Below are 24438 nucleotides of genomic sequence, written 5' to 3' on the forward strand. Positions count from 1 at the left end.
CCTGACCCCATGCCGAACTCAGCAGTGAAACGCCGTAGCGCCGATGGTAGTGTGGGGTCTCCCCATGTGAGAGTAGGACACTGCCAGGTTTTAATTTAGGATGATGTTGCCATCAAAGGCAGCATGAAGCACGAATAGCAGTGAGTAGGATAAATCTGTTGCAGACGGATTTAATCGTCGCGAAGGGCGGCGGTCCGAAGGGCGAACGGCAGGCAAGCTGTTCGTAAACGGCCAAAGTTGATATTTAAGTTTTATATTGTAGCAAGCGATATAGATGACAGAGAATTCGGTGGTGCGGTAGTTCAGTTGGTTAGAATACCGGCCTGTCACGCCGGGGGTCGCGGGTTCGAGCCCCGTCCGCACCGCCACCTTAATTTTTTGAGAAACCCTGAGAGAAATCTCAGGGTTTTTTGTCGTTTATGAGTATTAAAATCAATAATTACCTTATTATATTTGATAAAATCGGATAGTTTTTATAGTTATTCTGTATTTAAGAGGTTTTTTACGTGGTAAAAAAAACCTATGCGATAAGGTATGTCGCGGGCCAGCCTGTTGAACGTGTTTTTCCTATGTCGGCTAATCAGCTTGGGAATGCATTGTCTGTAGGTACTCCTTTGATCACTGGCACAAATGAGCTTAGGGTTGTTGTATGGAATATCTATAAACAGCAGCGTCCTTCATGGAGAAAAGTTCTGAAGGAGCTAACTAACGAAAGCCAGTTGATTTTATTACAAGAAGCGCAGACTACTCCTGATTTAGTTGAATTTGCTACCTCAAATTACTTGATAGCTGATCAAGTTCCCGCATTTTTATTGCCACAACATCCATCAGGTGTAATGACGTTAGCAACTTCTCATCCTGTCTATTGTTGTCCTTTGAGAGAAAAAGAGCCTCTTTTACGTTTATCTAAATCAGCTCTTATCACTGTTTATCCTTTACAGGATAATCGTCAATTAATGGTTATTAATGTACATGCGATAAATTTCAGTTTTGGTGTGGATGTGTATAGCCGCCAATTGAATAATATTGGTGCTCATGTTCGTTTACATAATGGCCCAGTAATTATGGCTGGTGATTTTAACGCATGGAGTAAGCAACGATTAAATGCTTTAAAACGTTTTACCAGATATTTACACCTTGAAGAGGTATCTTTTTCTGATGACTATCGGACAATCGCGTTTGGTAAGCCTTTGGATTTTATTTTTTACCGAGAGTTGAATATTGCTGATGCTATTGTGATACCTACTGATGCTTCCGATCATAATCCTCTGGTTGTAAATTTTTATTAATTCTTTGTTATAAAAATATATTGGTCTATTTATAATGAATTCCTATTTAATTCATTATAAATGAATATAACTTTATAATTAAAAACATTATATCATTGTTGATTTATTGTAAATATTTATTATGTATTGCGTTGGATTTATATTTTAAAAATAAATGCCAGAATAATCTGGCATTTATGAGTGGAAATTATTTGTTTATCTGGTGGGTTTGAGAAATATTTTTCTTTATACTAAAGAAATAGGTGATTGATAATAAGATTACCCATACGATTCCCACAATTAATGCAATGCGGGTTTTCTCGAAATAGCCTAGTAATACAATAACAAATACCATAAAGATAATGGTTAATGCAGGTGCTATTGGCCACATAGGAACGGGGAATTTCAGGGTTTTAACTTCTTCTTTGCTCATTTTGCAGCGCATAGCAACTTGAGAAAGTAGGATCATCAACCATACCCATACAGTAGCAAATGTTGCGATAGAGGCAATGATAACGAAAATTTCTTCCGGAATCATATAATTGAGTATGACTCCAATTAACAAAACTGCTGACATAACGATTACAGTCATCCAAGGTACGCCATTACGACTCAGCTTGGTGAATGATTTAGGCGCTTGTCTTTCTTGTGCCATGCCATACATCATACGGCCAGCACCAAAAATATCGCTATTGATCGCTGAAATTGCGGCAGTAATTACGACGATATTGAGAATATTGGCAGCAGAATTGATACCTAAGCTAGAAAAAATCTGTACAAATGGGCTACCTTCTTGACCGATCTGATTCCACGGGTAGATACACATTAAAATAAACAGAGTCAGCACATAGAACAGTAGAATACGGAAAGGGACAGCATTGATTGCTTTTGGAATCGTTTTTTCGGGGTTTTTGGCTTCGCTGGCAGTAATACCAATGACTTCAATACCCCCAAAAGCAAACATTACAATGGCGAGTGAAGCTATCACGCCACTGATGCCATTAGGCATAAAACCGCCATATTCCCACAAACTGGCAATGCCGGTTGCATGATCTGTTTCTTGGCCGAATCCATAGATCATGATAGTTATGCCGCCGATAATCATAGCGATAATTGCGGTGACTTTCACAATCGAAAGCCAGAATTCCATTTCACCGAAAATTTTTACATGGCAAAGATTAATTGCGCCAATAAAGCAGACAATGCTTAATACCCAGATCCACTGTTCTACATGGGGGAACCAGAGCTTCATATAGAAACCGAATGCAGTAACGTCAGCTAGGCAAACGATCAGCATTTCGAACACATAATTCCATCCGGTTAGAAATCCGGCTAAAGGACCGAGATAATGGCTGGCATAGTGTGAAAAAGAACCGGCTACTGGATGGTGAACAGCCATTTCGCCTAATGCACGCATCACCATAAATACGGCAGCGCCGCCGATTAAATAGGCGAGTAATACGGCTGGTCCAGCTTGCTGAATAGCTGCTGCCGAGCCATAGAACAGCCCTGTGCCTATTGCGGAGCCTAATGCCATAAAGCGGATATGCCGCCCGGTTAGACCCCGTTTCAGCTGAGTTTCATTATTCTGCATTATTTATTCCTGTCACTTTCTCAGTGCTAGATATATTTTAAGCACACAATGCCTCGACAAGTTGCACGTTAGCCAAGCGAAGCAAACCCCGTACCTTACCATAAAGATTGATGTTCGCGGGATAGATATCTGCAATAATGCGCCCTTGCTTAATGAAACCAGAGATTTTTATGTTTTACCCGATTAACGAAGTATTCCAGACATTGCAGGGAGAAGGTTTTTTTGCCGGAGTCCCGGCAATTTTTATTCGTCTGCAAGGGTGTCCGGTTGGTTGTAGCTGGTGTGATACAAAACACACTTGGGAGAAAGAAGCGGAAAAGCAACGGACATTGGAAACAATTTTGTTGAAGACGAGTGAAAGCAATGAATGGAGTGAAGCGTCTCCTAAGCAAATTGCAGCGCTGTTTGTTCAACAGAAATATACCGCACGTCATGTTGTTATTACTGGTGGTGAGCCTTGCCTTTATGATCTTATCCCTCTGATCGAAGAGTTAGAAAGCCTTGGCTACCAATGTCAGATAGAAACCAGTGGTACGTATCATGTTAAATGTTCTGATACTACTTGGGTGACAGTTTCCCCAAAAGTTAACATGCGTGGTGGTTACCAGGTATTGCAGCAGGCTTTACAAAGGGCTAATGAAATAAAATATCCGGTTGCCAGGGAAAGAGATATTGAAGCATTGGATGAGTTATTAGCGACACTGGATGACAACTCATCGCGTATTATTGCACTGCAACCTATTAGCCAGAAAGAAGACGCTACTCGTTTATGTATTGAAACCTGTATTGCCCGTAATTGGCGGTTTTCTATGCAAACACATAAATATTTGAATATCGCCTGAGAAAAGCTTACTGCACTGGAGGTTTCCTGGTGCAGTAAGTTGTTTCATTTACCGCGGAAAATAGCTCCCGCATTACAGGTTTCTTTCACCATAACGGCACTGAGTTGTGGAATTGTTGGTTTAACTTTATCCCAAATCCAGGCAGCTAATACTTCGCTGGTTGGATTTTCCAGTCCAGGGATATCATTCAGGTAATGGTGATCTAGCTGTTCCCAAATGGGTTTGAACAGGGCTTTTAAATCGGCAAAGTCCATAATCCAGCCACTATGAGGATCGACCTCCCCGGTAATTTCCAGTCGTACCATAAATGAGTGCCCATGCAGGCGACCGCATTTATGACCTTCTGGGACATGTGGCAGACGGTGGGCGGCTTCAAACTGAAAATCTTTAAAAATCGTTGTGCTCATAGTGGTTCTCTCTGACTTCAAAAAACCCGCTATTCTACCCGATCTTCTGAATTAAACCTGATTTTTTCATTTTTTTGCAATCGCTCTTATTAACTGTTTTATAGATATATTAAATCTGTAAATATGGTTAGGCGTTTTGGTTATTTGATATTGCGATAGTTTCTTTAAATAGTAACAAGTCGCTGAGATAACCTTACAAACCATCCCTATTTATTTTATTTACTAAAAATAACAGACATTGGTAATCGTAAAGGGCAGCACAGGATAATGAGCATAAAACCACCTTCAATTTCACTTCTTCCGGTTTCACCTGAACAGCTAGCGCGTTTGCAGTCGGCAATTGGGGATTTTTCACCGACTCAATTAGCCTGGCTGTCTGGTTATTTTTGGGGAATGGTAAATCAACAACCACAAGTTCAGGTTGTGGCTCCGGCGGTTCCGGCGCAGGAGACGATTACATTAATTTCAGCCTCACAAACTGGTAATGCTCGTCGTTTGGCTGAACAACTCCGTGATGATTTGTCGGCAGAAAAACTCAATGTCAATTTGGTCAATGCCGGTGATTATAAATTCAAACAAATTGCTCAAGAGAAAGTGCTGATAATTATTGCTTCTACTCAAGGTGAAGGAGAACCGGCTGAGGAAGCGGTTGCATTATATAAATATCTCTATTCTAAAAAGGCACCGAAGCTGGATGGTACGGCATTTGCGGTTTTTGGTCTGGGTGATACCTCTTATGAGCGCTTCTGCCAGGCCGGAAAAGATTTCGATAATCGTCTGAATGAATTAGGCGCTCAACGGCTTTTGGAGCGTGTAGATGGTGATGTGGAATATCAACAGGTTGCGACTCAGTGGCGTCAACAATTAACTGGAGTCCTGAAACAGCGTATTCCTGTCGGGACAGGGACTGTGATTGTTTCTGCACAAAACAGATTGGTAAATGAAATTTTCTCAACTTCTTATACTAAACAGGCGCCATTGACTGCTGCTTTAGCTACCCGTCAGAAAATAACGGGGCGTGGTTCTGATAAAGATGTTCGCCATATTGAAATTGATCTGGGTGATTCAGGACTGCGTTATCAGCCAGGCGATGCTCTGGGTGTCTGGTTTGAAAATGATCCGGAGCTGGTGGATGAAGTGTTGAATTTGCTCTGGTTGAAAGGAACAGAACAGGTTGAGGTTAATGGTCAGAAATTGCCATTAAGGGAAGCACTGATCGGTCATGTTGAGCTAACTCAAAATACCAGTGTGATTGTGGAAAAATACGCTGTTCTTGCGAAAGATGAAAAATTACTTTCTTTGATTGCTGATAAACAAGCATTACAGCAATACGCTCACAATAAACCGATCGCCGATATGATAAGAGAAGCGGCTTCTCAACCGGAGGCACAGCAATTTATTGATTTGCTCCGGCCTTTGACACCAAGACTCTATTCAATTTCTTCTTCTCAGGCGGAAGTGGAAAATGAAGTTCATCTTACCGTTGGTGTGGTTCGTTATGAAATTGACGGACGGGCCCGCACTGGTGGTGCATCCGGCTATCTAGCCGATCGCTTACAGGAAAATGGCGATATTCGTATTTTTATTGAGCATAACGATAATTTTCGTCTGCCTGCTGATCCACGTATTCCTGTCATCATGATTGGGCCGGGAACCGGAATTGCGCCATTTCGGGCATTTATGCAGCAAAGGGAGGCTGATGGCGCAGAAGGGAAAAATTGGTTGTTCTTTGGCAATCCACATTTTACGGAAGATTTTCTCTATCAAGTGGAGTGGCAGCGTTATGTCAAAGAGGGTTTGTTAACCCGTATTGATCTGGCGTGGTCCCGTGATCAGCAGCATAAAGTTTATGTTCAGGACAAGCTGCGTGAGCAAGGTGAAGACGTATGGCGTTGGATAAAGGAAGGAGCACATCTGTACGTGTGTGGTGATGCAAACCGCATGGCTAAAGATGTGGAACATGCGTTGTTGGATATTATTTCTGAGCATGGCGGCATGGATAGCGAACAGGCAGATGAATTTTTAAGTGAATTGCGTCTTGAGCGCCGTTATCAGAGGGATGTGTACTAATGAACAATAAACAACATGGTCCTTTGATTGTTGAAGGTAAACTGGCTGACAGTGAGCGTATGAAGCGGGAAAGTAACTTCCTACGAGGTACGATTAGCGAAGATTTAACTAATGGTTTAACGGGAGGTTTTGCAGGGGACAATTTCCTGTTGATTCGTTTTCATGGCATGTATCAGCAGGATGATCGTGATATCCGTGCTGAACGCGCAGAGCAAAAATTGGAGCCGCGTCATGCAATGATGCTGCGCTGTCGTCTGCCGGGTGGTGTGATTACGCCACAGCAATGGTTGGGCATTGATAAGTTTGCTGAAGAGAATACCCTTTATGGCAGTATCCGTTTGACGAACCGCCAGACATTTCAATTTCATGGCATTCTAAAAGGGAATGTAAAACCAGCTCATCAATTGCTGAATCAAGTTGGATTGGATTCGCTTGCGACGGCAAATGACGTTAACCGCAATGTGCTTTGTACTTCGAATCCTATTCAATCAGAATTACATCAGCAAGCTTACGAGTGGGCGCAGAAAATCTCGGAGCATCTACTGCCACGTACTCGTGCTTATGCTGAACTCTGGTTAGATGAGGAGAAAATCGCAACGACCGATGAAGAGCCGATTCTTGGGTCGACTTATTTGCCGCGTAAGTTCAAAACCACGGTAGTCATTCCTCCACAGAATGATGTTGATCTACATGCCAACGATCTGAACTTTGTTGCTATTTCAGAAGGAGACAAGTTGGTGGGTTTTAACGTGCTGGTGGGTGGTGGTTTAGCGATGACTCATGGCGATGAAAATACCTATCCGCGTATGGCGAGTGAATTTGGCTATATTCCCCTTGAGCATACACTGGTGATTGCCGAAGCTGTGGTGACAACTCAGCGTGACTGGGGTAATCGGACTGAGCGTAAAAACGCCAAAACCAAATATACGTTGGAGCGGGTTGGCGTTGATACTTTTAAAGAAGAGGTAGAGAGACGCGCTGGAGTGAAATTTGAGGCCATCCGGCCTTATGAATTTACTGGTCGTGGTGATCAAATTGGCTGGCTGAAAGGCATCGATGATAAATGGCATTTGACGCTGTTTATTGAGAATGGTCGCCTTTTGGATTACCCCGGCAGGCCGCTGAAAAGTGGCATTGCTGAAATTGCAAAAATACATCAAGGGGATTTTCGCCTGACGGCCAATCAGAACTTAATCATTGCTGGTATTCCTGAAAGTGAGAAACAACGCATTGAAACCATCGCCCGTGAACATGGGCTGATTGATGATAAAACCACAGTTCAGCGTGAAAACTCAATGGCTTGTGTCTCTTTTCCAACGTGCCCGTTGGCAATGGCTGAGGCTGAACGTTTCTTACCGGAGTTTGTCACCCATATTGAACAATTGATGAATAAACATGGTGTGGGTGATGAACATATTGTTTTGCGAGTGACAGGTTGCCCGAATGGCTGTGGTAGAGCGATGTTAGCGGAAGTTGGGCTAGTCGGCAAAGCGCTTGATCGTTATAACCTTCATCTTGGTGGTAATCGGATTGGCACTCGTATTCCACGGATGTATAAAGAAAATATCAGCTCACAAGAGATCTTATCTATTATGGATGAACTTATTGGGAGTTGGGCGACAGAGCGGCAGTCAAATGAAGGTTTTGGCGATTTCCTGATCCGCATGGATATTATCAAGCCGGTCTTGGATTCAGCCCGCGATTTTTATGATTGGCAGGAGGCGGTATGAGTCAATTCAACTTATCTCAATTCGCTGGAGTGACTGCTGAACAGCAAGAGCAATCACTGGCTGAGATTAATCTTCGGCTTGAAATGATGGATGCTCATCAGAGGGTAAACTGGGCATTAGAAAATTTACCAGGGGAATTTGTTCTTTCCTCCAGTTTTGGTATTCAGGCGGCGGTATGCCTTCATTTAGTGACACAAGAATATCCTGATATTCCGGTCATTCTTACCGATACCGGTTATCTATTCCCTGAAACTTATCAATTCATCGATAAACTCACAACGCGGTTGAAACTGAATCTGCAAATATTCAGTGCTGAATATTCTCCAGCTTGGCAGGAAGCTCGCTATGGAAAATTATGGGAACAAGGTGTAGCGGGAATAGAGCGTTACAATCAGATTAATAAAGTTGAACCAATGAATCGAGCTTTGAAAAGTTTAAATGTACAAAGTTGGTTTGCTGGATTACGTCGTCAGCAATCTGAAAGTCGATCAAAATTACCGGTTCTGGCTGTACAGCGGGGAGTATTTAAGATTTTGCCGATTATCGACTGGGATAACCGGCGGGTGCATCAATATCTGACAAAGCATGGCTTGGAATATCATCCATTATGGGAACAAGGTTATCTTTCTGTTGGTGACATCCATACAACCCAAAAATGGGAACCGGGCATGAGTGAAGAACAAACCCGTTTCTTTGGCTTGAAACGAGAATGTGGGTTACATGAAAATTAAAAACCCGGTATTTCCTGAGTGGGGATAATGATAAAGCCCTCGCTGTGTTTTAGGGCGAGGGGGATGATTAATAAAGCTATTTTGGCGAGATCGCTTATATTCCATTACAGAACATCAAATTCTTTTTTGTCATTTTATAACTTTACCGCCAACTCATATATTCATTCGAAACAGTTTCAGTACTTATAAATATTTCACTGGATATCAAGGGCAATCGTGGATTACTTACCGATATTTGTCGAGCTGAAAGGGCGGCTTGTATTACTTGTCGGTGGTGGTGAGGTGGCCGCACGTAAGGCGACTCTACTACTACGGGCAGGTGCATTATTGCAGGTTATAGCGCCTGAATTGTGCTCTGAATTACAACAGCGTTATCAAGCGGGTGAGTTGGAATGGCATAAGGGAGAGTTCCAATCTCAATATCTTGATGGCATCTTTTTAGTTATTGCTGCGACTGATGATCGTATTCTAAATCATCAGGTTTTTTCTGCGGCGGATAAGCGCGCTATTTTGGTCAATGTAGTCGATGATCAAGCGCATTGCTCATTTATTTTTCCATCAATTATCGACCGTTCTCCGGTTCTGGTGGCGATCTCATCGGCGGGAAAAGCGCCGGTATTAGCGCGTTTAATCCGAGAGAAACTGGAAGCGTTACTGCCTTCCAGCCTGGGCACGATGGCAAACATCGCCGGGAAGTGGCGTGAACGAGTAAAACAGCGACTGACTTCCATGCGCCAGCGTCGCTCTTTTTGGGAACAGGCCTTCAATGGTCGTTTCGCTATGTTGGTTGCAAACGGTCAGATTCAACAGGCTGAAAAACAGCTTGAGCAACAACTGGAACAGTCTGATTCGCAGGGAGAACTGGCTCTGGTTGGGGCAGGGCCGGGTGATCCGGGATTGCTGACGTTAAAGGGATTGCAGGTTATTCAGCAGGCTGATGTGGTTCTTTATGATCATTTGGTCAGCAGCGAGGTACTGGATCTAGTTCGCCGCGATGCAGATAAAATTTGCGTTGGCAAAAGAGCGGGTAATCACTCTGTTTCTCAAGAGGAAACTAACCGGTTAATCGTGAAGTTTGCCCGGCAGGGGAAAAAAGTGGTTCGTCTTAAAGGCGGCGATCCCTTTATCTTTGGCCGTGGTGGTGAGGAATTACAGGTTGCGGCATCAGCAGGCATTCCTTTTCAGGTTGTACCGGGCATTACCGCCGCCATCGGCGCGACAGCTTACGCGGGAATTCCTCTGACTCACCGGGAACACTCACAGAGTATCACTTTTATCACCGGTCATTGTCGAGAAAAGGGTAATGAATTGGATTGGCCGGCTTTAGCCGGAGGTCATCAAACTCTGGTGATTTATATGGGGACGGTCAAAGCCGCCTTGATAAGTCATCAATTAATTTTACATGGGCGAGCGGAAGATACACCGGTAGCCGTTATTGGTTGTGGTACTCGTTTAGATCAGCAAGTGTTAATCGGCACTTTGCTTGAACTGGAACAGTTAGCACAGCAGGCACCGTCGCCGGCCTTATTGGTAGTGGGAGAAGTGGCTCAACTTCACCATCAGATAGCTTGGTTTGGGCAGCAATCTATTGCCAAGATGAGCCGTCCGGCAGTAGTCGATTTTGCATAAGGAGTTGTAATGGATCAGAAAAGATTGACACACTTGCAGCAACTTGAAGCTGAAAGTATTCATATTATACGGGAAGTGGCCGCCGAGTTTGAAAACCCGGTGATGCTTTACTCTATCGGTAAAGATTCTTCGGTCATGCTTCATCTTGCACGCAAGGCGTTCTATCCGGGAACATTGCCATTTCCTTTGCTGCATGTGGACACGGGATGGAAATTTCGTGAAATGTACGAGTTTCGTGATCGTACTGCGAAGAATTACGGCTTTGAACTGTTGGTGTATCGTAACCCGCAAGGGGAAGCAATGGGAATTAATCCATTTGTGCATGGTAGTGCCAAACATACTGACATCATGAAAACGGAAGGGTTAAAGCAGGCACTGGATAAATATGGTTTTGATGCTGCTTTCGGCGGCGCTCGTCGTGATGAGGAGAAATCGCGGGCCAAGGAGCGGATCTATTCTTTCCGAGATCGCTCACATCGTTGGGACCCTAAAAACCAGCGTCCTGAATTGTGGCGCAATTACAACGGCCAGATTAATAAAGGCGAAAGCATTCGCGTATTCCCACTGTCTAATTGGACTGAATTGGATGTTTGGCAATATATCTATTTAGAACAAATTGATATTGTTCCTCTCTATTTTGCCAAATTACGTCCGGTATTGGAGCGTGAGGGGACGCTAATTATGGTTGATGACGATCGGATCGATCTGAAACCGGGCGAGGTTATCAGCCAACGCAAAGTTCGTTTCCGTACTCTTGGTTGTTGGCCGTTGACGGGAGCAGTGAAATCGGATGCTGAAACATTGTCGGAAATTATTGAAGAGATGCTGATATCGACGACAAGTGAACGGCAAGGGCGGCTGATTGATAGTGATCAATCTGCTTCTATGGAACTGAAAAAACGTCAAGGTTATTTCTAAGGAGAGCAACCATGTCAGCACTTGCACAGAATGAAATCATTGCTTATCAAATTAAACAACAGGGCGGTGTGGAAGCTTATCTGCGAGCTCAACAAGAGAAAGGATTGCTGCGTTTCCTGACATGTGGCAGCGTGGATGATGGCAAAAGTACTCTGATTGGACGCTTGTTACATGATACCCGCCAGATCTACGAAGATCAGCTTTCAACATTGCAGAATGACAGTAAACGTATCGGTACTCAGGGTGAAAAATTAGATCTGGCTTTATTGGTGGATGGCCTTGCCGCAGAGCGTGAGCAGGGCATTACCATTGATGTGGCTTATCGTTATTTTTCTACAGAAAAACGCAAATTTATCATTGCGGATACACCGGGACATGAGCAGTACACCCGTAATATGGCAACGGGGGCATCGACCTGTGAGCTCTCTATTCTGTTGATTGATGCGCGTAAAGGTGTTCAGGAGCAGACCCGTCGTCACAGTTTTATCAGTACATTGCTAGGTATTCGCCATTTGGTGGTAGCGGTGAATAAAATGGATCTGATGGAATATCGTCAGGAAGTTTTTAATCAGATCAAACAGGATTATATGAATTTCGCTGCCCAATTACCGACAGATTTGGACGTTCATTTTGTCCCAATCTCGGCACTTGATGGCGATAATATTGTCACTAGAAGTCGCAATATGGATTGGTATGAAGGACCAACGTTGTTGGATATCCTTGAAACAGTTGATGTAAAAAAGGAAGCTTCAAAGCAGTTACTGCGCTTTCCGGTTCAATATGTTAGCCGGCCTGATCTCGATTTTCGTGGTTACAGTGGCACACTTTCGTCCGGGATTTTACGTAAAGGGCAGAAAATTAAAGTCATGCCGTCCGGTATCGGCTCACGGGTGGAGAGGATAGTGACTTTCAATGGTGATTTGGATTTTGCTGTTCCGGGTGAGGCCATTACGGTGGTGCTGAAAGATGAGATTGATATCAGCCGAGGAGATTTGCTGATTTCTGCCGATGATGAAATGATGGTTACCCGGCATGCGCTGGTGGATGTGGTATGGATGTCTGAGCGGCCTTTGGTGCAGGGGCAGAACCTTGATATCAAAGTGGCGGGTAAAAAGAGCCGTGCGAAAGTTGAGAATATTCAATACCAGGTGGATATTACTAACCTGACACAACGGGTGGCTGTTGATTTACCATTAAATGCCATCGGATCGGTGGAATTTTCTTTTGAAGAGCCATTAATGCTCGATAGCTATCAGCAAAATAGCGACACCGGCGGTATTATTTTGATCGATCGACTGAATAATGTCACTGTTGGTGCGGGGTTGGTACGTGAAATTCAGACAAATGTTTATGAAGGGCCAAAAGAATTCAGCGAATTTGAACTGGAATTGAATCGGTTGATTCGTCGTCATTTCCCTCATTGGGGAGCCAGAGATTTACTGGGAGGTAAATAAATTGGCTGACATTGAAAATCTGGCATCAGAAAACGTTGTCTGGCATCCACATCAATTGACCAGAACGCAGCGGGAGGTTGAAAATGGACATCCTGCATTGGTTATTTGGTTCACTGGTTTATCGGGTTCAGGGAAATCCACTGTAGCAGGGGCCTTAGAACAGGCTCTGTTTCAACGGGGAATAAAAACTTATCTGCTTGATGGCGATAATTTGCGTCATGGCCTTTGTAGTGATTTGGATTTTTCCGAACAGGATAGGCAGGAAAATATCCGTCGTGTGGGTGAAGTTGCTAGTCTGATGGTCGATGCGGGTTTAGTCGTGCTGACGGCTTTTATCTCTCCTCATAAAGCAGAACGGCAAAAGGTTCGTGAACTACTGGAGCCGGGGCAATTTATTGAAGTTTTTGTCGATACGCCGTTGGAAATTTGCGAATCTCGTGATCCGAAAGGATTGTACAAAAAAGCCCGTGCCGGTGAAATTCGTCATTTCACGGGGATTGATTCAGTCTATGAAGTTCCCGATAACCCGGAAATTTATCTTGCAGGCCAACAACCCGTTGAAGCTTCTGTGGCCCAGTTGCTGGTGGAATTGGAAAAGAGCGGCATTATACGCTCAAGGATTCATCACGGATAACGTCAACAAAAAGCACATTATTGCGTTTTTAGTGATGTGCTTGTGTAAAATAGCTTCATTCAACTATTTTTCTCCTACCCTGTTTTGTGATAGTAGCGTCATTCTTTGAGTTATGGGATGATTGACAGATATTTCAGGGGGCGGAAATGGGTAAGCTGACGCTACTATTACTGGTTTTACTCGGATGGTTACAGTATTCACTGTGGCTTGGTAAAAACGGCATTCACGATTATGTACGGGTTAAGAATGATGTTGCGATGCAAGAGCGTAATAACAGCAAACTTAAAGCGCGTAACGATCAGTTATCGGCGGAAATTGATGATCTTACTGGTGGGCAGGAAGCCATCGAAGAGCGATCCCGTAGTGAATTGGGCATGATCAAACCGGGTGAAACTTTCTATCGTTTAATCGTTGATAAATCTAAAGAAAACACTTCGCGCCCCTCGACTCCAAATAATACTCAATAATTAAAATGAACAATCTATTACTTCATTCCTGTGCTGATATTATTGCTTTGGTACCAGCAGCGGGTATTGGTAGCCGAATGAATTCGGATTGCCCAAAGCAATACCTGTCTATTGCCGGAAAGACCATTATTGAACACACTCTGGCTGTATTACTTGATCATCCCCGTATTCGGCATGTTGTGATTGTTTTAAATCCTGCGGACACACAGTTTCAATTCCTTGAGGTTGCATCAGATTCGCGTATTACTACGGTAGTTGGCGGTGAACAGCGAGCAGATTCTGTACTGTCTGGTTTAAATCATCTGGCTCGTTTGACTGGCAATGATAATTGTTGGGTTTTAGTGCATGATGCTGCCCGCCCTTGTTTACATCATGACGATCTTGAACGTTTACTACAGTTGGCAGTAGCAGATGAACAGGGAAATATTGCATGTGGTGGTATTCTGGCAGCGCCGGTCCGCGATACGATGAAACGTGGACGGGCTGGTCGACTTATTGACCATACGGTAGAACGGCAAAATCTCTGGCATGCACTGACTCCGCAGTTTTTTCCATTGATGTTACTAAGGGATTGTTTGTCAAAAGCACTTTCGCAACACGCTAATATTACAGATGAGGCTTCCGCACTGGAATATTGTGGTTATCAACCGGTGTTGGTTAATGGGCGTTCGGACAATATAAAAGTCACGCGCCCTGAGGATTTGGCATTGGCAGAATTTTATCTGTCCAGAAAATAAAGGAACAGACATCATGAGGATCGGACACGGTTTCGATGTACATAAATTTGGTGGTGAAGGGCCGATTATTATTGGTGGTGTTCGTATTCCTTATGAACAAGGGCTGTTAGCGCATTCTGATGGTGATGTCGCTCTCCATGCGGCCACGGATGCTTTGTTAGGTGCTGCGGCATTGGGTGATATCGGGAAATTATTCCCAGATACTGATCCGGCGTTTAAAGGGGTGGATAGCCGTAAATTATTGCGCGAAGCCTATTCACGTATCAGAGAAAAGGGTTATCGGATTAGCAATCTGGATATTACGATTATCGCTCAAGCACCCAAAATGCTGCCGCATATTCCACAAATGAGAGTCAATCTGGCAGAAGATCTGCAATGCCACCTTGATGATATCAATGTTAAAGCCACAACTACCGAGAAATTGGGATTTGTTGGGCGTAAAGAAGGTATTGCTTGCGAAGCGGTTGCTTTGCTGGTTAAGGAATAATTGATGGTATTGGCTGAATTAAATTGGCTGTATGGGCAACCAGAAGCGACGGGGATACTAAAAGCCTCGCCGGAAGATTTTATTGTCTGTGAAGATTTGGGATTTTCTCCTGATGGGGAAGGCGAGCACTTAATGGCGCACATCCGTAAAACGGGTTGTAATACCCAATTTGTTGCAGATAACCTCGCTCGTTTCGCTGGTATACCGTCTAGATCGGTCAGTTATGCTGGCTTAAAAGACCGTAACGCAGTGACAGAGCAGTGGTTTTGTTTGCACTTACCGGGCAAGCAGGAACCTGATTTTGCCTCGTTTCAGCTTGAAGGATGTGAAGTTCTGACGACAGCCCGTCAGAAACGTAAACTGCGCATTGGCGCATTGAAAGGAAATTCATTTACGTTGATTTTGCGGGAAATCAGTCATCGCCAATTTGTTGAAAACAGACTACGGCTGATTCAGCAAACAGGCGTGCCTAACTATTTTGGTGAACAGCGTTTTGGTCGGGATGGGCAGAATCTGATTCAAGCGCAGCGTTGGGCAAATAATGAAATCCGAGTAAAAGAGAGAAATAAACGCAGTTTCTATCTGTCAGCCAGTCGTAGTGCTATGTTTAATGCGGTAGCCAGTGCGCGGATTATTCTGAAACAACAGCAACAGGTGATGAAGGGGGACGCCTTACAATTAACAGGGCGTGGTAGTTGGTTTGTTGCTGATGAAACGGAATTGCCTTTATTGCAACAGCGGGTGAGCGATGGAGAGTTACAAATAACGGCACCGTTGCCTGGTGATGGTGAATTGGGAACACAGCACCAAGCTGCGGATTTTGAACGGCAATATTTACAGCCCTATGAATCATTGTGGGAACTTATCAAGCGTGAAAGGGTGGAGGGTTCCCGTAGGGCGATTCTGGTGCAGCCTCAGAATCTGAGTTGGCAATGGCAAGATCATGACACGGTGAAAATCAGTTTCTGGTTACCCGCTGGCAGTTTTGCTACCAGTGTGGTCAGGGAAATTATCAATCAGGATCAAAATAATGTTGCGAATATTGTTGAGTAATGATGACGGCGTAACCGCTCCAGGGATTCAGGCTTTAGCAGATGCGTTGCGGAAAAATTATCATGTGCAGGTGGTTGCGCCTGATCGTAATCGGAGTGGCGCATCTAATGCATTGACCCTTGATCGTTCATTAAGTGTTAAGACGTTGGAGAATGGTGATATCTCAGTGTTGGATGGCACACCAACGGATTGTGTCTATCTCGGTGTTAATCGTCTGGTTCTTCCGCGCCCTGAAATTGTTGTTTCTGGTATTAATCGTGGCCCTAATCTTGGGGATGATGTGATTTATTCCGGTACGGTTGCTGCTGCGATGGAAGGTCGCCACTTGGGGTTGCCGGCATTGGCTATTTCACTTGATGGCAAATTGCATTATCAAACAGCGGCAGAAATTACATGTCGTTTACTACAAATGCTACAAACAACGCCTTTGAGAGCGGGTAATATTCTGAATGTGAATGTTCCTGATCTGCCGCTTGAGCAAATTAAAGGTTTTCGGGTAACACGTTGTGGTAGCCGTCATGCCGCGGAAGAAGTTTATTCTATGCAAGATCCTAAAGGCAACATGCTTTACTGGTTGGGGCCGCCGGGAGAGAAACATGATGTTGGTCCTGAAACAGATTTTGCGGCGGTGGAACAGGGATACGTATCTATTACGCCATTACAGGTAGATCTGACTGCATATAAAGCGCAGGCGTTAGTAAGAGATTGGTTAGCTAAAGCTGAGGTTGATGGGGAATGCTGAGTCGGGCAATGAAAAATTTGCTGACACAATTACGCCAGCAGGGAATAAAAGATGAACGTTTACTGGCGGCTATTTCCGCCGTGCCGAGGGAACGTTTTGTCGATGAAGCACTGGCACATAAAGCGTATGAAAATACAGCTTTGCCTATTGGTCATGGGCAAACGATTTCTCAGCCTTATATTGTCGCCCGTATGACTGAATTGCTTCAGTTAACACCCGATGCTAAGGTTTTAGAAATTGGTACCGGCTCTGGTTATCAGACGGCAATATTAGCGCATTTGGTCAAACATGTTTTCTCGGTAGAACGAATCAAGGGCTTACAGTGGCAGGCTAAACGGCGGTTGAAACAACTTGATTTGCATAATGTTTCAACCCGTCATGGGGATGGTTGGCAAGGATGGCCGTCGCGTGGGTTATTTGATGCTATTATTGTGACCGCAGCGCCTCCTTATATCCCACAAGAATTGATGCTTCAGCTTACGGATGGTGGAGTTATGGTTTTACCGGTAGGTGAGCGTACACAAATTCTTAAATCCGTGAAACGTCATGGCAATGGTTTTCATAGTGAAGTGATAGAAGCTGTACGCTTTGTGCCCCTTGTGCAAGGGGAACTGGCTTAAGTTCATGGTCTGTTGCAACTATTTTTCAATTAATGGTTATATTTGCTTTAATAAGCGAAATTCCTTTCGTTTTGGGATTTTTGCGGTTATGTATAGCCTTTAGAAATTATTAATTTTTACGCTTATCTTTGCCGTTATGGGGGAAGGAAATATGAATTCGGGAAGCCCAATGAAGAAAATACAGCGGATTGTAACGTGTTTATTGATGGGAGTTTGGTTAGTCGGTTGTACAAATACGCCAACTCGTCCTGCGCCTATCACCAGTATTGATCAAAAACAAAGCAGAGGGAGCAGCCATCCGGTAATATATTCTGGCAATTCTGCTATATCTACGCCGATGCCATCTTCACCTTCATCAATGAGTGCGACTGATAGCGATTCGCCGGGGAGAATTGTTTATAACCGTGATTATGACAGTATTCCTAAGGGCAGCTATAACAGCAGCGCTTATACAGTCAAACATGGTGATACTCTGTTTTATATCGCTTGGATTACAGGTAATGATTTTCGTGATCTTGCGAGCAAAAATAATATTTCAGAACCTTACAGTCTGACGGTGGGGCAGACTTTGAGGACCAGTAATAGCGGGATGTTAACCACTCATAACCATAATCAAATGCAAACGGCCCTGGTTGATTCTCAATCAACTAATGCGTATCCTGCAAATTCCGGGATACAAAAGAGTGTAAAAATGTTGCCAAGGGCAACTACGTCAACAGTAAACAATACGTATTTAGAATCACCGACGACAACCGCGAGCAGTGGAAACAGTGTTGTTAGCAGTTGGATGTGGCCGGCTGAAGGTAAAATGATTGAAAGTTTCTCTGATACCCAAGGGGGTAACAAAGGGATTGATATCGCAGGCGGCAGGGGCCAGTCAGTATTTGCGACAGCGGGTGGTCGAGTTGTCTACGCCGGAAACGCCTTACGTGGATATGGAAATCTGATAATTATAAAACATAACGATGACTACCTGAGTGCCTATGCTCATAACGATACGATGCTGGTTCGTGAGCAACAAGACATCAAGGCGGGGCAAAAAATCGCCACTATGGGTAGCACGGGTACCAGTTCTGTAAGATTACACTTTGAAATTCGTTACAAGGGAAAATCCGTAAACCCGCTGCGTTATCTTCCGCAGCGATAAACTGGGCAGAATGCTGAATTCTGCCTGCATTATCATGGGTAGGGGCAGCTTATGAGCCAAAATACGCTGAAAGTTAACGAGTTGTATGATGATGCGGATTTAGATGAAAGTGGTATTGAAGCTGACGACTTCGATGAGAAATTATTGAAGAACGATGAGGATGATCTAACTGATTTTGAGAATGATTTAGATGTATTGCAGGGCATGAACCAGCGGGTTCTTGATGCAACACAACTTTATCTCGGCGAGATTGGTTTTTCTCCTTTACTGACGGCGGAAGAAGAGGTTTTTTTCGCAAGGCGGGCATTACGTGGTGATGTTTTGGCCCGCCAGAGAATGATTGAAAGTAACTTGCGATTGGTTGTTAAAATTTCTCGTCGTTACAGTAATAGAGGCTTAGCTCTTCTTGATTTGATTGAAGAAGGTAATCTTGGCCTTATCCGTGCTGTTGAAAAATTTGACCCGGAGCGCGGGTTCAGATTTTCTACCTATGCAACATGGTGGATTCGGCAAACCATTGAGCGGGCGATTATGAATCAAACCCGTACTATTCGGTTGCCAATCCATATTGTTAAAGAGCTCAACGTCTACTTGCGTACAGCAAGAGAACTTGCCCATAAATTGGATCATGAACCTAGCCCGGAAGAGATAGCAGAACAACTGGATAAACCGGTTGATGATGTAAGCCGAATGTTGCGATTGAATGAACGCATCATTTCGGTTGATACCCCTATTAGCAGTGATTCTGATAAAGCGTTATTGGATGTTTTATCGGATGAGAATGAAACTGGGCCGGAGGGAACAACACAGGAAGACGATATGAAAAAGAGTATCGTCAAATGGCTGTTTGAGTTGAATTCGAAGCAACGTGAAGTATTAGCGCGTCGTTTTGGTCTTTTGGGATATGAAGCTGAAACGTTGGAAGATGTGGGCAAAGAGATCGGTTTGACAAGGGAAAGAGTGCGTCAGATCCAGGTCGAAGGTTTGCGACGCCTGAAAGATATTATGCAAACTCAAGGCTTGAATATTGAAGCGTTATTCCGTACTTAATTGTTGAATAGTTTGGCTACTTGGGTTCTGAAGAGCTGTTGTCCCTGTTTTTGCATTGTTGATGCTTGGTATTATCAGGTTCTTCAGTACCCGGTAGGATTCCTCTAATTTTGTCTTAGATGATGATAGTAAATTTCAATCAAAGATTTCTGATATTTAAATTGCAGTGATGTGATTAACGCCCCTTTTTTAACTTCTTTCCTGATTCCTTTTTTCGGGGAGTTGTATGATGGTGATGTCTACATTGTGAACGATGAGGATTACCACTAATGGCTATGATGTATAACCCCCCGTATCCCGGAATATTGGTTAAAGAAGCTATGGAGGCTTTGAGTTTGAGCGCCAGAGGCTTGGCTAAGGCATTGGGTGTCGCACCATCAACTGTGCAACGCTTGGTTATTGGCAAGTCTGATATTTCGCCAGAAATGGCACTGAAATTGTCTGCCGTTATTGGCAGTTCACCTCAAGTTTGGATGGGAATGCAAGTGGACTATGATTTATAGCAGGCAAAGCAGCATATCGATGTATCTCACCTTCATCGGGTGAACATAGCTTGACCAGTTACCGGCTAACTTGAGGTTGCCTTTTTTGAACCTAAACAACGCATCAATAAATTTAATCGAAAATAATTGATAATTGCGTCACAAGTCACTATTTTGATTACTATGCAAACTTAATAGTTAAAAAAAACTATTATTTTTAATAAGATTGACTGTATAATTTAAAGAAAAATTTTTCAACAAAGGATGTGGAATGATATTTCTGTTATCACGACTCATTGATACCATTGTTTTTTTTCTGTTATTTGTAATAGTTAGTTATTTTTTTATTTTAGATAAAAACGTCAAAAAAACATTAATATCATCGGTGGCAGGTGTTATTATTTTTATTTTAGTTGATATTTTTTCCCCACTGCTATTTTACTGTTTCTTAAATCTATCTGAGTTCCTATATTATATCGTGCATTGAATGCACGACAGTAAATATCTGCTATTGTTTATCAATTAACGGCTTGATTTTATTATCATATAAATTTTTATCGATATGAAATTATTTTACATTTCATATAGGAATAATTAAAATATCATATATAATTAAATAGAATAAATTAATAAAAAACTCACCATTTAAGTCGGGTTATTTTTATGGCGCACAATAGCGCATCTGTAGTCAATCAAATTGATTTAATGGGAAAAAGGGATCAGACAATTTTTCAAAAGGAAAAACAAACCTCGTTATTTTGAACGAGGTTTGTCATCGATCTGAAAGGTGAGTATAACCTCACCTTTTTTAATCAATACTACATTCAGTTCAAATTATAGGAATGCCACTGTGGAATTTAAAATCGCTATCTGGATTTTGAATCAATTCAGCTTCAACACGGCCAAAATAGTTTACCCGTTCAGTAATATCTTCATTAGCAACAGATTGCGCTAGTGAAAGATAGTCCTGGTAGTGACGTGCTTCTGAGCGCAGCAGCGAGATATAAAATTTACTCAGATCTTCATCCAAATGAGGGGCTAGTTTGGCAAAACGTTCACAAGAACGCGCCTCAATATAAGCGCCGATAATTAGCTTATCCACCAATGTACAAGGTTCATGGTTGGTGATATGGTTAAGCATGCCTTTAGCATAACGGCTGGCAGTGATGCTTTCATAGCTGATATCGCGTGCGTCCATGATTTCTAGCACTTGATAGAAGTGATGTAACTCTTCTTTAATCAGCAATACCATTTTATCAATCAGATCCTGGCTATAGGGTGAATTAGCTTTGGCGGTAATCTGTTTGGTCGCTTGGTTTTGACCTCTTAATGAATTGAGATCGCCAATTTTCTTGTAAGCAAAATCTTCATAAGGTTTAAACCATGCCAGAAGTGTATCCTCACTTCGCTGATCTACTGCATATTTACGGATCAAAAACATAGCGCTCTGTGCTGCTTTGAGTTCACATAATAGATGATCCCGTAGAAGCACAGGTAAATTTTCAGGCTGCTTTGCTTTATCTACCCACAAATCCGGGGTTTCACATTGCAAAAAATGGTATATCGGTTGTAAAAGGCTTTTGTCAAACACGTTCTTACACCATATCTTTTAGTCGATAAATCCATTCTAATGCTTGACGCGGAGTCAGTGAATCTGGATTAAGATTTTCTAATGCTTCAACCGCCGGTGATGTCTCTTCTGTTAATAGCGCAAGTTGCGGTGTATCGACATGACTTGCCGTTGCATGGTTGGATAGCGATTCCAGCTCTTTAAGTTTCTGACGCGCTCGTTTAATCACTTCGCGTGGAACGCCAGCGAGAGAAGCAACTGCCAACCCGTAACTCTTACTGGCTGCGCCTTCTTGTACGCTGTGCATAAATGCGATGGTATCGCCATGCTCTACCGCATCCAGATGAATATTAACCACGCCTTCAAGTTTTTCCGGCAATGTGGTCAGCTCAAAATAGTGAGTGGCGAACAACGTCATTGCTTTAATGCGGTTTGCCAGATTTTCTGCGCACGCCCATGCCAGAGAAAGGCCATCGTAGGTTGATGTCCCTCTGCCAATCTCATCCATCAATACCAAACTTTGTTCTGTCGCATTGTGCAAGATATTGGCGGTTTCGGTCATTTCGACCATGAAGGTTGAACGACCGGATGCCAGATCATCGGAAGCGCCTACACGGGTAAATATACGATCAACCGGGCCGATGACAGCTTTTTCAGCCGGTACAAAGCTACCGATATAGGCCAGAAGTGTAATAAGCGCTGCCTGACGCATATAGGTACTTTTACCGCCCATATTTGGACCGGTAATAATCAGCAGACGCCGCTGTGAAGATAAAGAAAGAGGGTTTGAGATAAATGGCTCACTCAGAACCTGCTCAACAACCGGATGACGACCACCGGTGATTTGAATTCCCGGTTTATCGCTCAATGTTGGGCAAACATAATTCAGGGTTTCAGCGCGTTCTGCCAGATTTGCCAATACATCAAGTTCAGCCAGTGCTTCGGCGCTGGTTTGTAATTCGGCCAAATGAGGCAGCAACAGATCGAATAATTCTTCATAAAGCGCTTTCTCTATTGCCAGAGATTTCCCTTTAGAGGTCAGAACCTTATCTTCATACTCTTTTAGCTCAGGGATGATATAACGCTCAGCATTTTTCAGTGTCTGGCGGCGGACATAATGAATTGGCACCAGATGGCTCTGTCCTCGGCTGACTTGAATATAGTAGCCATGAACACCATTAAAGCCGACTTTCAGAGTATCAATACCCAGTTTTTCCCGTTCACGGATTTCCAGTTGTTCCAGATAGTTACTGGCGCCATCAGCCAGTGTGCGCCACTCATCCAGTTCACTGTTATAACCCGGTGCGATTACGCCGCCATCCCGAACCAATACCGGAGGGGTTTCTACAATTGCTCTTTCAAGTAATTCCTGTAATTCATCAAACCTGCCGATATTTTTCTGCAATTGCTTGATATAGGGGGAATCCGAGGAGTCCATAATTTGGTGGATATCCGGTAATTGCTGGAATGCATGGCGCATTCTTGCAAGATCCCTTGGCCGAGCAGAGCGTAGAGCTAAGCGTGCTAACACACGTTCGAGATCACCTATCTGTAGCAAAAATGGCTGCAACTCCAGCCCAATTTCTTGCAAGGTAGAGATAGCTTGTTGACGATTTTCTAATATCTGGCGGTCCCTGACAGGTGCATGCAACCAGCGTTTCAACATTCGGCTACCCATTGGGGTAACACACAGATCAAGAACGGATGCGAGCGTATTATCTGTACTGCCAGACAGGTTTTGTGTCAGTTCCAGATTACGGCGAGTGGCGGCATCCATAATAACCGTATCTTGCTGACGTTCCATCGTAATGCCGCGGATATGTGGCAGCGCCGTGCGTTGAGTATCTTTGACGTATTGCAGCAGGCAACCAGCGGCACGCAGAGCGAGCGCTGCTTTTGCCACACCAAAACCGACGAGATCACGGGTACCAAATTGCAGGTTCAATTGCTGTTTGGCGGTATCCAGTTCAAATTCCCATAAAGGGCGACGGCGCAGGCCATGAAAATTTTCAATTAGAGCCATATGCTCAAAACTTTCAGGATAGAGCAATTCAACAGGGCGGCTACGTTGCAATTCAGCGGCTATCGTTTCCAGCTCTGCCATTTCAGATATTTGGAAGCGGCCAGATGTTACATCCAGTGTGGCATAACCAAACCCTTGATTATCGTGCCAAATAGCCGCCAGCAGGTTATCTTGCCGTTCCTGTAATAGTGCTTCATCTGTCACGGTGCCGGGGGTAACAATGCGGACGACTTTACGTTCAACCGGGCCTTTGCTGGTGGCGGGATCGCCAATTTGTTCACATATAGCGACTGATTCACCTAATTGAACCAGTTTAGCTAAATAGTTTTCCACTGCATGATGTGGCACACCTGCCATAGGGATAGGATTGCCGGCTGATTGACCTCGTTTGGTCAGGGAAATATCCAGCAATTTTGCCGCTTTTTTGGCATCGTCATAAAACAGCTCATAGAAATCTCCCATTCTATAAAACAACAGAATATCAGGGTGCTGTGCTTTAAGACGGAGATATTGCTGCATCATGGGCGTGTGAGTGTCGAAGGTTTCTGTATTAATCATGCAGTGGTCTTAGTTAAGTTTGTGAATCAATTCTTGCGTTATGGTATCGCACCAAGCTTTAAACTTACACAAGTAAAATCTGGAAGCAATTCGCAAATTGAGTTGTAATTTTGGTCTGGTTAATTTGGCTGTGTATGGAAGATAAAGCTGCGTTGCCGAAGTGGTTGAAAGAATTTCCCAATGTTGACTGGTTTTTGCTTTCTAATACAACGATATTATCGATGA

22 protein-coding genes, 1 tRNA gene and 1 rRNA gene are annotated in these 24438 nt (G+C 43.6%); 20 read left to right on the forward strand and 4 right to left on the reverse strand.

Annotated elements, in window-relative coordinates; genetic code table 11:
• The 3 genes from rrf to Phpb_RS09290 all read left to right on the forward strand — a co-directional run.
• Positions 1-89 (forward strand): 5S ribosomal RNA (gene rrf, locus Phpb_RS09280); the annotation flags it as partial.
• 202 nt (positions 90-291) lie between these two features.
• Positions 292-368, forward strand: a tRNA-Asp gene (locus tag Phpb_RS09285).
• A gap of 138 nt (positions 369-506) precedes the next feature.
• Positions 507-1289: an endonuclease/exonuclease/phosphatase family protein gene (locus Phpb_RS09290; protein WP_065390090.1), complete on the forward strand. Its 783-nt coding sequence runs from the start codon at positions 507-509 to the stop codon at positions 1287-1289.
• Positions 1290-1476: 187 nt separating this feature from the next.
• Here Phpb_RS09290 and Phpb_RS09295 read toward each other — a convergent pair whose 3' ends face one another.
• Positions 1477-2862, reverse strand: coding sequence for an amino acid permease (locus Phpb_RS09295; RefSeq protein WP_065390091.1), 1386 nt, complete (start codon positions 2860-2862; stop codon positions 1477-1479).
• 170 nt (positions 2863-3032) lie between these two features.
• Between Phpb_RS09295 and queE the strand changes: the two genes are divergently transcribed.
• Positions 3033-3704, forward strand: a complete 672-nt coding sequence (gene queE, locus Phpb_RS09300; protein WP_046397290.1) for a 7-carboxy-7-deazaguanine synthase QueE — start codon at positions 3033-3035, stop codon at positions 3702-3704.
• Positions 3705-3748: 44 nt separating this feature from the next.
• Here queE and queD read toward each other — a convergent pair whose 3' ends face one another.
• Entirely contained in the window at positions 3749-4111 is a 363-nt protein-coding gene (queD, locus tag Phpb_RS09305) for a 6-carboxytetrahydropterin synthase QueD (protein WP_036808482.1), read from the reverse strand.
• Positions 4112-4378: 267 nt separating this feature from the next.
• Here queD and cysJ point away from each other — a divergent pair, with 267 nt between their 5' ends.
• From cysJ to Phpb_RS09385, 16 genes are all read left to right on the forward strand, one after another.
• Positions 4379-6181, forward strand: a complete 1803-nt coding sequence (gene cysJ / locus Phpb_RS09310; RefSeq protein ID WP_065390092.1) for an NADPH-dependent assimilatory sulfite reductase flavoprotein subunit — start codon at positions 4379-4381, stop codon at positions 6179-6181.
• Positions 6181-7911, forward strand: a complete 1731-nt coding sequence (cysI, locus tag Phpb_RS09315; RefSeq protein WP_065390093.1) for an assimilatory sulfite reductase (NADPH) hemoprotein subunit — start codon at positions 6181-6183, stop codon at positions 7909-7911. The genes cysJ and cysI overlap by 1 nt, the downstream gene beginning before the upstream one ends.
• Positions 7908-8642: a phosphoadenylyl-sulfate reductase gene (locus Phpb_RS09320; RefSeq protein WP_065390094.1), complete on the forward strand. Its 735-nt coding sequence runs from the start codon at positions 7908-7910 to the stop codon at positions 8640-8642. The genes cysI and Phpb_RS09320 overlap by 4 nt, the downstream gene beginning before the upstream one ends.
• 216 nt (positions 8643-8858) lie before the next feature.
• Positions 8859-10271: a siroheme synthase CysG gene (gene cysG / locus Phpb_RS09325; RefSeq protein WP_065390095.1), complete on the forward strand. Its 1413-nt coding sequence runs from the start codon at positions 8859-8861 to the stop codon at positions 10269-10271.
• 9 nt (positions 10272-10280) lie between these two features.
• The gene (cysD, locus tag Phpb_RS09330; protein ID WP_065390096.1) at positions 10281-11189 is read left to right on the forward strand and encodes a sulfate adenylyltransferase subunit CysD; all 909 of its coding nucleotides are present in this window, start codon (positions 10281-10283) and stop codon (positions 11187-11189) included.
• An 11-nt stretch (positions 11190-11200) separates the two neighbouring features.
• Entirely contained in the window at positions 11201-12643 is a 1443-nt protein-coding gene (cysN, locus tag Phpb_RS09335) for a sulfate adenylyltransferase subunit CysN (protein WP_065390097.1), read from the forward strand.
• A 1-nt stretch (position 12644) separates the two neighbouring features.
• Positions 12645-13277, forward strand: a complete 633-nt coding sequence (cysC, locus tag Phpb_RS09340) for an adenylyl-sulfate kinase (protein WP_109396597.1) — start codon at positions 12645-12647, stop codon at positions 13275-13277.
• 146 nt (positions 13278-13423) lie between these two features.
• The gene (ftsB, locus tag Phpb_RS09345) at positions 13424-13744 is read left to right on the forward strand and encodes a cell division protein FtsB (protein ID WP_065390098.1); all 321 of its coding nucleotides are present in this window, start codon (positions 13424-13426) and stop codon (positions 13742-13744) included.
• A gap of 5 nt (positions 13745-13749) precedes the next feature.
• Positions 13750-14481: a 2-C-methyl-D-erythritol 4-phosphate cytidylyltransferase gene (gene ispD / locus Phpb_RS09350; RefSeq protein WP_065390099.1), complete on the forward strand. Its 732-nt coding sequence runs from the start codon at positions 13750-13752 to the stop codon at positions 14479-14481.
• A gap of 13 nt (positions 14482-14494) precedes the next feature.
• Positions 14495-14968: a 2-C-methyl-D-erythritol 2,4-cyclodiphosphate synthase gene (gene ispF / locus Phpb_RS09355; RefSeq protein ID WP_065390100.1), complete on the forward strand. Its 474-nt coding sequence runs from the start codon at positions 14495-14497 to the stop codon at positions 14966-14968.
• Positions 14969-14971: 3 nt separating this feature from the next.
• Positions 14972-16021, forward strand: coding sequence for a tRNA pseudouridine(13) synthase TruD (gene truD, locus Phpb_RS09360; RefSeq protein ID WP_065390101.1), 1050 nt, complete (start codon positions 14972-14974; stop codon positions 16019-16021).
• A complete protein-coding gene (gene surE, locus Phpb_RS09365; protein WP_065390102.1) occupies positions 15999-16763 on the forward strand; it encodes a 5'/3'-nucleotidase SurE in 765 nt (254 codons plus the stop codon). The genes truD and surE overlap by 23 nt, the downstream gene beginning before the upstream one ends.
• The gene (locus Phpb_RS09370) at positions 16757-17383 is read left to right on the forward strand and encodes a protein-L-isoaspartate(D-aspartate) O-methyltransferase (RefSeq protein ID WP_036778033.1); all 627 of its coding nucleotides are present in this window, start codon (positions 16757-16759) and stop codon (positions 17381-17383) included. The genes surE and Phpb_RS09370 overlap by 7 nt, the downstream gene beginning before the upstream one ends.
• Positions 17384-17534: 151 nt before the next feature.
• On the forward strand, positions 17535-18530 hold the full coding sequence (gene nlpD, locus Phpb_RS09375) for a murein hydrolase activator NlpD (protein WP_075489436.1): 996 nt from the start codon (positions 17535-17537) through the stop codon (positions 18528-18530).
• Positions 18531-18581: 51 nt separating this feature from the next.
• Complete coding sequence (gene rpoS / locus Phpb_RS09380) at positions 18582-19580, forward strand: RNA polymerase sigma factor RpoS (protein ID WP_046397300.1); 999 nt, start codon at positions 18582-18584, stop codon at positions 19578-19580.
• A gap of 269 nt (positions 19581-19849) precedes the next feature.
• On the forward strand, positions 19850-20083 hold the full coding sequence (locus Phpb_RS09385; RefSeq protein ID WP_065390103.1) for a HigA family addiction module antitoxin: 234 nt from the start codon (positions 19850-19852) through the stop codon (positions 20081-20083).
• An 808-nt stretch (positions 20084-20891) separates the two neighbouring features.
• Here Phpb_RS09385 and miaE read toward each other — a convergent pair.
• Entirely contained in the window at positions 20892-21653 is a 762-nt protein-coding gene (gene miaE / locus Phpb_RS09395) for a tRNA isopentenyl-2-thiomethyl-A-37 hydroxylase MiaE (RefSeq protein WP_065390105.1), read from the reverse strand.
• A gap of 4 nt (positions 21654-21657) precedes the next feature.
• Positions 21658-24213 carry a DNA mismatch repair protein MutS gene (mutS, locus tag Phpb_RS09400; RefSeq protein WP_065390106.1) on the reverse strand — a complete coding sequence of 852 codons (2556 nt, stop codon included), beginning with the start codon at positions 24211-24213 and terminating at the stop codon, positions 21658-21660.
• Between the last annotated feature and the right edge of the window lie 225 nt (positions 24214-24438).

The organism is Photorhabdus namnaonensis (assembly GCF_001684335.1).
Classification (GTDB): domain Bacteria; phylum Pseudomonadota; class Gammaproteobacteria; order Enterobacterales; family Enterobacteriaceae; genus Photorhabdus; species Photorhabdus namnaonensis.

What these genes read in the sequence shown, in the direction of transcription:
- ispD (WP_065390099.1), top strand. Translation starts at nt 13,750, where the DNA reads ATGAACAATCTATTACTTCATTCCTGTGCTGATATTATTGCTTTGGTA.
- truD (WP_065390101.1), top strand. Translation starts at nt 14,972, where the DNA reads ATGGTATTGGCTGAATTAAATTGGCTGTATGGGCAACCAGAAGCGACG.
- mutS (WP_065390106.1), bottom strand. Translation starts at nt 24,213, where the DNA reads ATGATTAATACAGAAACCTTCGACACTCACACGCCCATGATGCAGCAA.
- ispF (WP_065390100.1), top strand. Translation starts at nt 14,495, where the DNA reads ATGAGGATCGGACACGGTTTCGATGTACATAAATTTGGTGGTGAAGGG.
- rpoS (WP_046397300.1), top strand. Translation starts at nt 18,582, where the DNA reads ATGAGCCAAAATACGCTGAAAGTTAACGAGTTGTATGATGATGCGGAT.
- Phpb_RS09295 (WP_065390091.1), bottom strand. Translation starts at nt 2,862, where the DNA reads ATGCAGAATAATGAAACTCAGCTGAAACGGGGTCTAACCGGGCGGCAT.
- ftsB (WP_065390098.1), top strand. Translation starts at nt 13,424, where the DNA reads ATGGGTAAGCTGACGCTACTATTACTGGTTTTACTCGGATGGTTACAG.
- queD (WP_036808482.1), bottom strand. Translation starts at nt 4,111, where the DNA reads ATGAGCACAACGATTTTTAAAGATTTTCAGTTTGAAGCCGCCCACCGT.
- cysJ (WP_065390092.1), top strand. Translation starts at nt 4,379, where the DNA reads ATGAGCATAAAACCACCTTCAATTTCACTTCTTCCGGTTTCACCTGAA.
- cysD (WP_065390096.1), top strand. Translation starts at nt 10,281, where the DNA reads ATGGATCAGAAAAGATTGACACACTTGCAGCAACTTGAAGCTGAAAGT.
- Phpb_RS09370 (WP_036778033.1), top strand. Translation starts at nt 16,757, where the DNA reads ATGCTGAGTCGGGCAATGAAAAATTTGCTGACACAATTACGCCAGCAG.
- Phpb_RS09385 (WP_065390103.1), top strand. Translation starts at nt 19,850, where the DNA reads ATGGCTATGATGTATAACCCCCCGTATCCCGGAATATTGGTTAAAGAA.
- queE (WP_046397290.1), top strand. Translation starts at nt 3,033, where the DNA reads ATGTTTTACCCGATTAACGAAGTATTCCAGACATTGCAGGGAGAAGGT.
- Phpb_RS09320 (WP_065390094.1), top strand. Translation starts at nt 7,908, where the DNA reads ATGAGTCAATTCAACTTATCTCAATTCGCTGGAGTGACTGCTGAACAG.
- nlpD (WP_075489436.1), top strand. Translation starts at nt 17,535, where the DNA reads ATGAATTCGGGAAGCCCAATGAAGAAAATACAGCGGATTGTAACGTGT.
- surE (WP_065390102.1), top strand. Translation starts at nt 15,999, where the DNA reads ATGTTGCGAATATTGTTGAGTAATGATGACGGCGTAACCGCTCCAGGG.
- cysN (WP_065390097.1), top strand. Translation starts at nt 11,201, where the DNA reads ATGTCAGCACTTGCACAGAATGAAATCATTGCTTATCAAATTAAACAA.
- cysI (WP_065390093.1), top strand. Translation starts at nt 6,181, where the DNA reads ATGAACAATAAACAACATGGTCCTTTGATTGTTGAAGGTAAACTGGCT.